At 62.2% G+C, this 8,775-nt stretch carries 10 protein-coding genes; 8 read left to right on the forward strand and 2 right to left on the reverse strand.

Annotation, left to right across the window (positions count from 1 at the left end; genetic code table 11):
- Positions 1-378: 378 nt before the first annotated feature.
- Complete coding sequence (locus tag EN893_RS09400; protein ID WP_081738801.1) at positions 379-534, forward strand: hypothetical protein; 156 nt, start codon at positions 379-381, stop codon at positions 532-534.
- Between the two features lie 72 nt (positions 535-606).
- Here the strand turns inward: EN893_RS09400 and EN893_RS09405 are convergent, their stop codons facing one another.
- Positions 607-1,368: an SOS response-associated peptidase gene (locus tag EN893_RS09405; RefSeq protein WP_127268540.1), complete on the reverse strand. Its 762-nt coding sequence runs from the start codon at positions 1,366-1,368 to the stop codon at positions 607-609.
- Positions 1,369-1,497: 129 nt separating this feature from the next.
- Here EN893_RS09405 and EN893_RS09410 point away from each other — a divergent pair, with 129 nt between their 5' ends.
- The 4 genes from EN893_RS09410 to EN893_RS09425 all read left to right on the forward strand — a co-directional run bounded on the left by EN893_RS09410 (position 1,498) and on the right by EN893_RS09425 (position 3,866).
- The gene (locus tag EN893_RS09410; protein WP_128361507.1) at positions 1,498-1,932 is read left to right on the forward strand and encodes an NUDIX hydrolase; all 435 of its coding nucleotides are present in this window, start codon (positions 1,498-1,500) and stop codon (positions 1,930-1,932) included.
- Positions 1,933-2,015: 83 nt separating this feature from the next.
- Positions 2,016-2,393, forward strand: coding sequence for a TIGR02301 family protein (locus tag EN893_RS09415; RefSeq protein ID WP_127270900.1), 378 nt, complete (start codon positions 2,016-2,018; stop codon positions 2,391-2,393).
- Positions 2,394-2,749: 356 nt separating this feature from the next.
- Positions 2,750-3,007, forward strand: coding sequence for a hypothetical protein (locus tag EN893_RS09420; protein ID WP_008874920.1), 258 nt, complete (start codon positions 2,750-2,752; stop codon positions 3,005-3,007).
- Positions 3,008-3,077: 70 nt separating this feature from the next.
- Positions 3,078-3,866 (forward strand): hypothetical protein, encoded by a 789-nt coding sequence (locus tag EN893_RS09425; protein ID WP_164748946.1) that lies wholly within the window; start codon positions 3,078-3,080, stop codon positions 3,864-3,866.
- Positions 3,867-3,901: 35 nt separating this feature from the next.
- Here EN893_RS09425 and EN893_RS09430 read toward each other — a convergent pair whose 3' ends face one another.
- A complete protein-coding gene (locus EN893_RS09430) occupies positions 3,902-5,233 on the reverse strand; it encodes a dihydroorotase (protein WP_164748947.1) in 1,332 nt (443 codons plus the stop codon).
- A gap of 75 nt (positions 5,234-5,308) precedes the next feature.
- Between EN893_RS09430 and EN893_RS09435 the strand changes: the two genes are divergently transcribed.
- The 3 genes from EN893_RS09435 to EN893_RS09445 all read left to right on the forward strand — a co-directional run.
- The gene (locus EN893_RS09435; protein ID WP_128361508.1) at positions 5,309-6,169 is read left to right on the forward strand and encodes a folate-binding protein YgfZ; all 861 of its coding nucleotides are present in this window, start codon (positions 5,309-5,311) and stop codon (positions 6,167-6,169) included.
- Complete coding sequence (locus tag EN893_RS09440) at positions 6,169-6,804, forward strand: HD family hydrolase (RefSeq protein WP_127271677.1); 636 nt, start codon at positions 6,169-6,171, stop codon at positions 6,802-6,804. Before EN893_RS09435 ends, EN893_RS09440 begins: the two co-directional genes overlap by 1 nt.
- Before the next feature lie 164 nt (positions 6,805-6,968).
- Positions 6,969-8,775, forward strand: a 1,807-nt coding sequence (locus tag EN893_RS09445; protein ID WP_128361509.1) for a PAS-domain containing protein, incomplete at its 3' end; no start/stop codon positions are given.

The following is an 8,775-nucleotide window of genomic DNA, read 5'->3' on the forward strand; positions in this document are numbered from 1 at the left end:
GTTCAGAACTCAATTTGACGAAGCCAGCCCTGCGCGAAACGCAAATCAGGCTCCAGCCTGCTGGCCGGGGCGTTTGTCCAATCTGGGGAAAGATGAGGCGAAAACGTCCGGACCAGCGCGAGGCTAGCCAATAATGCAAATGCCACAAATGGCGAAAGACGTTTTCATGGGCGGCTTTATCGCCTTGGCATGTGTTGCCGTCAAGTCGCAAGTTTCGGCAAAAACGTCGCTGGATCACAGGTAATGATGCACTGAAACATTTTATTAAACATGTCGGCACAGTCATGAAACATTCGCCGGCTAGATCAGCAGGCGTCACGATTTGGTCAGAATCGGCCATCAAACGCAGACACGAAAATGTTACCTGGGAAGAGAGACATGCCCCGAACCAAGCAGGAAGCCAACCGAGCCAAGCAGCCGGCACTGGCCAACCACTACCGCGCGATCGGCCCGGCCGCGATCGTCGCCGCCCTCCTTCACACCGCGAAGAAGAAAAAGCCGGTACAGAAGATCGTGTCGCCCCGCGCCGCCTGAAGTGGTGTGCGGCCCGGCGCCAAGGGCGCCTGGCAAATGGCGCAGACATACGTCGCTGAAGAACAGGTTCAGCTAGAACAACGTCATCTGATTGTCGTCCGCGCCGGGCTTCTGGCGCTTGACCTTTTCGGGCTCCGGCCCGATCTCGCCCCGCTCCTGAATCTCCGGTCCGGTGTTGGCGACCTTGTTGACCAGGTCGGAGACGGGAATGGCCTCGAAGAAATCGAGTTGAGCCGGCCGCAACAGATCGGCGACATCACGCGGTTCGAGCGTGCGGCAATCCAGCCAACGGGCGAAATCCCTGGGGTCGATCACCACAGGCATGCGGTCGTGGATATGCGCGATATCGGCATTGGCGTTGATGGTCAGAATGGCGCCGGTATCCATTTCCGAACCGCCCGGCTCGGCATAGGTCTCGACCAGGCCGGCAAAGGCGACCAACCCGCCATGCCTGGGCCGGATCCAGTAAGGCTGGCCTTTCTTGCCGCCGGTTTGCCGCCATTCATAAAAGCCGGAAGCCGGCACCAAGGCGCGGCGATGGCGCATGGCGGCCTTGAACGACGCCTTTTCGGTAGCCCCTTCGGAGCGCGCGTTGAACAGCAGCGGAAACTCCCTGGTATCCTTGACCCAGGTCGGGATCAGCCCCCAGCGCACCAGCATTGGCTGCCGGTCGGGCAAATTGGAGCCCGGCGCCCGCGGGGGGCCGGCGACCGCCATCAGGATCGGCTGGGTTGGTGCGATGTTGTAGCGCGCCGGGAAATCCTCCAGTTCCGCCAAGCCCAGCAAGGCGGCAGTCTGGTCCGGCGTCGCGGTCAAGGCAAAACGTCCGCACATGGTCGATTGGCGCCCTTTGAAAGGTTCGGTTCCTGAAAGTGCCGGTGCAACCGGCATTGCGCAACCGCTAAAGCTTGCCCATGCTGGGCGGTCCACAACAGACCTGCCTACACGCCTGATCGGGAACCCATGAACGAAGCGCGCAAGACACTTCCGGCAGTCTCGGTCGCCGTCGTGCGTGCAGACACCCTGCTTCTGGTCAAGCGAGCCCGGCAACCCTCGCAAGGGCTCTATGCCTTTCCGGGCGGCAAGGTCGAACCCGGCGAGACGCTGGAGGCAGCGGCAGAGCGCGAACTTCTGGAAGAAACCGGTTTGCGCGCCACAAATTATCGCCCGCTACGGGAAAGCCACATTGACGGCAGGGATGACAGCCACCCGGTCGATTACCTCCTCACGGTCTTCGGCGCGGCCTATGCCGGCGGCGAGGCGGTAGCCAGCGACGACGCAGAGACGGCGGCCTTCTATACACTCAGCGAGATGGCGGCATTGCCGCTCGCCGGCTCGGTGTTCGCCGTGGCCGAGGAGTTGTTGGACCCCCGCGGAGACGACGGGCCGAAGCCCTGAAAACAGCCTTGCAGGCGACAAATTGTTTCGCCACAAAGACTTATCCTGTTTGGCAGAGCCACGCCGTTGGGTAGAGAAGGCTTATGAACCGTCCGTCCATGCTCCTCGCCGCGTGTCTTGCGGTCGTCGCGACCGTTTCGATACGGCCCGCGCTCAGCGCCGAATCGCCGTTCGAGCCTGGGTTGATGCGGCTGGCGGAGGTTCTGGGCTCGCTGCATTTCCTGCGCAATCTGTGCGGCGAGAAAGGCGACCAGTGGCGTGTCGAAATGACAAAACTGCTCGATTCGGAAAATCCGGACGCCGAGCGGCGCGCCCGCTTCATTGCCAGCTTCAATCGCGGCTACCGCTCCTTCGGCGGCACCTATACGAGGTGTACGTCCTCGGCGACCGAAGCCATCAGCCGCTACATGAAGGAAGGCGAGACGCTGTCTCGCGATATCGCCTCTCGTTACGGCAACTAGGCACTCGCTCATCAACAACTATCCGGATCATTGCCGGGCACAAGCCGATATATCGGCTTGTGCCAGGCGATTTCTTGGTGCAATCCTCATGTTGCACTTCTGCAACAGTATTAACGAAACCTTACAGCGCGAAAGCGGAATTAACTCAAACTGAAGGTTTTCGCCCCGCAGGCCGCCCCAATCGGCTAAGTTTGACTCGGACTGAACGCAGCTTCGCACAAGGCAATTGGGCTTTGTAAAAGACGATCAAAAAAATGTCGTATTTACAAATACTTAATTGTCCCTGCGTGTGAAATGAACAGATCAGGCCTGATCTACATCGACGGATCGCAGCTTGAAAGGGTGGACATTCGCTTATGGAACATGGTGTCAACGACATCGACGCGCTGGTCAGGGAAGAAAAACGCCTGACCGCCGTGGAAAGCCACAGCGAGGCCTGGGCGGAAGGTCTCTCCGCCGGGATAGAGCCCGAGATCATTGCCGAAGCAGCGCTCGAAACAGCCTTCGGCGAGATGTTGCGTGCCAATGGCGAGACCTCGGCCCTTGCCCTGCTCGACCGTATGCGTGAAAAGGTGATTGCTGGCGCCTTCGAACCTGAACGGCTGCGGCACTGAACCGACGTCCGGTTCTTTGACGGCAACATGCCGCTCGGGCGTCATGCCCGGAAGCAGGGAGAAACGGGCAGTGAGTTTTTCGATGTCAGGCAAGCCGTGTGGCTTGGTCCTTCGCATCTCCTTCGCCGCTTGCTGTGCCGCGATTCCCCTGCTTGTGTGTCTCGCGAGCAGCCCCGTGTATGCACTGAGCGAAATCAAGCGCGAAGAGCTCCCCCCGACAGTCACGCCGCCGGCCGACGACGACATGTCGCCCCCCGGAAGCGCCGTGCCGATGCCCAACCCGGTTGGAACACCGCCGCCGGCCAGCCAGCCGACTGCTCCTGCCGAAGCCGAGCCGAACAGTCCGGCGGATGGCGGCGTGACCAGACCGCGCGTCGATCCGGAAACGCCGGTGCCCGAGGTCGTCTACGATCTCGGCAAGCTGCCGGAACCGGTGCGGCGCATGCACGATCTGATCGTCGAAGCCTGCAAGGGCGGCGATATCGAAAAGCTGCGGCCGTTGATCGGCACGGGCGAGAGCATGACACAGATATCGCTGACCGACATAGACGGTGACGCCATCGCCTTCCTCAAGGGCCTCTCCGGCGACCCAGACGGTCAGGAGATTCTGGCCATCCTGGAGGAGGTGCTTAATGCCGGCTACGTCCACCTCGATGCCGGCACGCCACAAGAACTCTATGTGTGGCCGTATTTCTTCGCCCTGCCGCTGGACAAGCTGGACGCCAAGCAGCGGGTCGAGCTGTTCAAGATCGTCACCGCTGGCGATTTCAACGACATGAAGCAGTTCGGCGCTTATATTTTCTACCGTGTCGGCATCACGCCTGCCGGACAGTGGTCGTTCTTCGTCGCCGGGGATTGAGCTTTCTGCCTCTGCCCTTGCAGAGATCCGGGAGCCTAGACGGGCAATGCCTCGGAAAACTCCACCGCTTTGCCCTGGCCTGGCGTGACGATTTCCCCCTCCCACATGACACGTCGGCCTCGAATGACGGTGCCGACCGGCCAACCCGTCACTTCCCTGCCATCATAAGGCGTCCAGCCGGCTTTCGAGCCGGCCTGCGCATTGGTGATCATCTCGCGCCGCATCATGTCGACGATGGTGAAGTCGGCGTCATAGCCGGCGGCGATGCGGCCTTTCCTGGCCATGCCGAAGATCCGCTGCGGGCCATGACTGGACAGGTCGACGAAGCGCTGCAAGGTTAGCCGGCCGGCATTGACGTGGTCGAGCATGATCGGCACCAGCGTCTGCACGCCGGTCATTCCCGACGGAGAGGCCGGATACGGCTTGGCCTTCTCGGCCAGCGTGTGCGGCGCATGGTCGGAGCCGAGCACGTCGACAATGCCTTGCGCAATGCCGTGCCAGACGCCGTCGCGATGGCGGGCGGGGCGCACCGGCGGGTTCATCTGGATCAGCGTGCCAAGCCGTCCATAGTCGTCGGCGCTCAGCGTCAAATGATGCGGCGTTGCCTCGCAGGTCGCGACATCCTTGTGCTGTTCGAGGAACAAGATCTCCTCGGCCGTCGAGATGTGCAGGACATGGATGCGGGCACGCGCTTGCCTAGCGATGCGCACAAGCCGTTCGGTGCAGCGCAAGGCGGCGATTTCATCGCGCCAGACAGGGTGCGATGCCGGATCGCCCTCGATGCGCTCGCCAAGACGCTCGCGCAGCCGGAATTCGTCTTCCGAATGAAAGGCGGCACGGCGGCGCGTGTTTCTCAGGATCGAGGCGACACCTTCGTCGTCCTCGACCAGCAGGTCGCCGGTGGACGAACCCATGAATACCTTGATCCCGGCCGCGCCCGGCAACCGCTCAAGCTCGCCGACATCCCCGGCGTTTTCGCGGGTGCCGCCGACCCAGAAGGCAAAATCGCAATGCATGCGATCCGTGCCGCGCCGAACCTTGTCGGCAAGCGCTGCCTCGCTGGTGGTCAGCGGATTGGTGTTGGGCATCTCGAACACGGCGGTGACGCCGCCAAGCACGGCTGCGCGCGAACCCGTTTCCAAATCTTCCTTGTGCTCCAATCCCGGCTCACGAAAGTGCACCTGACTGTCGATGACGCCCGGCAGGATATGCAGGCCGCGGCAGTCGATCGTCTCGCCCGCCGAGGCCTGGCGGAGATCGCCGATGGCGGCGATGCGCCCGCCCTTCACGCCGATGTCGCGAGCCCCTTCGCCGTCGTGGTTGACCACGGTGCCGCCTGTCAGGATGAGGTCGTAGATCATGGCCATGCTCTCTTGCGGGGGGAGTGCCAGCGGCTTACGTAAAGGCCGACCGTTTTGCAAGATCAGGTTGCTTTTCCACCCATGCCCTTTGCCCAGCTCAAAGACCGCGCCCTCGTTTCCGTATCAGGTCCGGATGCCGAGCATTTTTTGCAGAACATCCTGACCACCGATCTCGACATCCTGGCTCCCGGCGAAGCCAAGCCCGGTGCGCTGCTGACGCCGCAAGGCAAGATCCTGTTCGATTTCCTGATCTCCCGCACCGGCGAGAATGCATTTTGGCTCGAATGCCGCGCCGACATATCGGACGATTTCATACGCCGGCTGACGCTCTACAAACTGCGCGCCAAGGTCGAGATTGCCAAATCCGATCAGGCATTTGTCATCGTCGCATGGGGACATGAATCAACACCCTCGCAATCCGATTCATCGGCGGCCGCCGACACACGCTTTCCGAAGGGTGCCGTCACGCGTTCCTATGGCGAAACAGATAAGCGCAGCGATGTCGCCGCGTGGCAAGCCTTCCGCATTGCCGGCGGCATTGCCGAAAGCGGCAGCGACTACCAACTCGGAGACGCCTTCCCCCACGACGTGCTGCTGGACGAAACCGGTGGCGTCGGCTTCAAGAAGGGCTGCTATGTCGGCCAGGAGGTCGTCTCGCGCATGCAGCATCGCGGCACCGCCAGGCGGCGCGTGCTGATTGTGTCGGCTGACGGGTCCCTGCCCGCGCCCGGCATCGAACTGACCGTCGAAGGCAGGCCGGTTGGCATGCTTGGCTCGACCGCCGGCACGATCGGTCTGGCGATTGCGCGCATCGATCGGATCAAGGCGGCGCTCGACGCCGACCTGCCGATCATGGCGGCGGACGTTCCGGTTACACTAGCCATTCCCGGCTGGGCAAAATTCGCCTTCCCGCAGGAAGCCGTCAGCGCGGAGGAGGCCTGATGGCGGCCGACCGCGTCGGCGCGCCGGCACGCGCCTGGCAGCGCATGTTGTCGGGCCGCCGGCTCGACCTGCTCGATCCCTCTCCGCTCGACATCGAGATTTCAGACATTGCGCATGGGCTCGCCCGCGTTGCCCGCTGGAACGGCCAGACCAGCGGCGAGCATGCTTTTTCGGTTGCCCAGCACTCGCTGCTGGTCGAAGCGCTGTTCCGCGACCTGGTACCCGAGGCTTCGGCCGACGCCCGGCTGGCGGCTCTTCTGCACGACGCCCCCGAATATGTCATCGGCGACATGATCTCACCGTTCAAATCGGTGATGGGCGGCAGCTACAAGGATTGTGAGTTGCGGCTGCAGCGCGCCATCCATCTGCGCTTCTCGCTGCCGCAGGAGCCAAGTGCTGCGCTGCGCAAGGAGATCAAGCGCGCCGACCAGATCGCCGCCTATTTCGAGGCAACGCTGCTCGCCGGCTTTTCGACCGCCGAGGCGACCGAGTTCTTCGGCCGTCCGCGCGGCTTCAATGCCGACCGCTTCGATTTCACGCCACGCTCGGTGACCTGGGCGCAAAATGCGTTCCTGAAGCGGTTTTCCGCGATCGAGACGTCGCGGCACCAGGTTTCGGCAACCGCAATCGGCTAAAGCGCGTCGCGCTGAAACGGATTCATGCGCCGCGCTTTAGGTCTTGTTTTATGCATGTCGTTTTCCCCAAAACCGAGGTCACTTTTGGGCGACATGCATTAAAACGCTAAATTAACCGGCGGCGGCCACAATAGCGCGTTCGATCACGGTCCGCAGGCGCGCTCATGCCCGTCGCTGATGCCAAGGATGGTTCGACCATCCCGAAACGGGAGGCCGAAGGCATGGACCGCTCCCGCCACATGGAAGACGAACTGCGCGAGCAGAACCAACGCTTTTCGGCTGCGGTCGAGAACATGTCGCACGGCCTGTGCATGTTCGACGCCGACGAGCGGATGATCATCTGCAACGGCAACTACCTGAACATCTTTTGCCTCGAAGCCAGCGTCATAAGGCCCGGCATCCGGTTCCTCGACATTCTGCGCCACAGCGTCGATATCGGCATCGCCTCGCAAACCGCCGACGAACTCTACGCCATCCGCAAGCCCTATATCGATCAGGCAAAGCCCTCGACCTATGAAGAAACACTGTCGGACGGCCGCATCGTCAGCATCTCGCACCGCCCTCTGGCTCTGGGCGGCTGGGTCTCGATCTACGAGGACATCACCGAGCAGCGCCGCGCGCAAGAGGATCTCAAGGAGCAGCACCGCCGCTTCGACGCAGCGCTTGCCAACATGTCGCAAGGCCTGCTGATGTACGGCGCCGACGGCAAGATGATCGTGCGCAACCGGCGTTTTCTTGAACTCTACAATGTCACCGCGGCAGACTTCCCGCTTGGAACGACGCACCGCGAGGCGCTCGAAAGATTGCTGGAACTCGGCATCTATACGGAGATCGACGTCGACAGCGAAGTCGCCAAGACCGAAGCCTGCCTGACGGCGGCAAAAATGCATTCGGCCTACCGGCATCTTGCCGACGGCAGGACGGTTCTGGTCACACGCCGGCCGATGAACGGCGGCGGCTGGGTAGTGACCTTCGACGACGTCACAGAACGTCGCCGCACCGAAGAGCGCATGACCCATCTTGCGCATCACGATACGCTGACGGGATTGCCCAACCGCTCGATGTTTCGCGAACGGCTCGACCTTGCGCTGGAAGCCACGGCGGTCACGCCGCTGGCAATCTTTTCGCTCGATCTCGATCGCTTCAAGGCGGTCAACGACACCTGGGGACATCCGGCCGGGGACTGGCTGTTGAAGAGCGTGGCCGAGAGGCTGCAGCGCTGCCTGCACAACGAAACCGACGTCGTCGCCCGTTTCGGCGGCGACGAATTCGTCATCATCCAGTTCAACTTCAAGGGCATTGCCAATGCAGAAAAACTCGCGAAGCGCATCGTCGAGACAATCGGAAAACCGTTCCGCGACAAGAGCCGCGAGATGCATGTCGGCATCAGCCTGGGCATCGCGGTTTTCCCCGACGACGGTGGAGATGCCGACGCGCTGCTGAGAAACGCCGATACGGCGCTTTACCGGGCGAAGAGTGAAGGGCGCAATCAGTATCGGTTCTTCGAACCCGGAATGGACGCTATGGTACAGGCACGGCGTGCGCTGGAGATCGACCTCGAGACCGCGCTGCCGCGCCAGGAATTCGACCTCGACTTCCAGCCCATCATGAACATCGCATCCGGGGAGATCGTCGGCGCCGAAGCCTTGATGCGCTGGCATTCGCCGACACGCGGCACGGTGGCGCCGGACAGCTTCATTCCGGTCGCCGAAGACACTGGATTGATCGTGCCGCTTGGCGAATGGGCGCTGAGGAAAGCCTGCACGGCGGCGGCCGACTGGCCCGCCGGCCTGCGCGTCGCGGTCAATGTCTCGGCCGTGCAACTTAAAAGCGGCAGCTTCGCCCGCAGCGTCATCTCGGCGCTGGCTTTCTCCGGCGTGCCAGCCGATCGGTTGGAGCTGGAAATCACCGAAACCGTGCTAATGGACGAAAGCGAGGCGGTGCTGAGGACGCTGCGGCAGTTGCGCGAAC

This window comes from Mesorhizobium sp. M7A.F.Ca.CA.004.04.2.1 (assembly GCF_004022825.1).
Classification (GTDB): domain Bacteria; phylum Pseudomonadota; class Alphaproteobacteria; order Rhizobiales; family Rhizobiaceae; genus Mesorhizobium.